1 protein-coding gene is annotated in these 253 nt (G+C 70.0%); it reads right to left on the bottom strand.

The genetic code is table 11. From position 1 onward, the window contains the following. Window positions 1-4: 4 nt before the first annotated feature. The coding region (locus JT719_RS24935) for a HigA family addiction module antitoxin (RefSeq protein WP_207436475.1) at window positions 5-253 on the bottom strand (249 nt) is incomplete at its 5' end.

Here is a 253-nt window from a genome sequence, read left to right as displayed (position 1 = left end):
CGTTCTACCGCGCTTTCACACCGTCCACAATTCCCTTGCTATCCGCCGCGGCAAGGGGGCGGACTTCCGCGTCGAGCCGAACGCCGAGCGCCGCCTTGGCCAGGGCGAGGTCGTGGCCGGCCTGGAGGTCGATCCAGAACCGCTCGGACAGGCCGAAGAAGCGGGACAGGCGCAGGGCGGTGTCGGCCGTGATCGCGCGCTTCCCGTCCAGGATCGCGGTGATCCGGGTCAGCGGGACGCCGATGTCCCTTGC

It is taken from the genome of Sabulibacter ruber (assembly GCF_017355955.1).
Classification (GTDB): domain Bacteria; phylum Bacteroidota; class Bacteroidia; order Cytophagales; family Hymenobacteraceae; genus Nibribacter; species Nibribacter ruber_A.
Note: the sequence above shows the minus strand (reverse complement) of the source record. Positions and strands in the feature narration are given on the sequence as shown.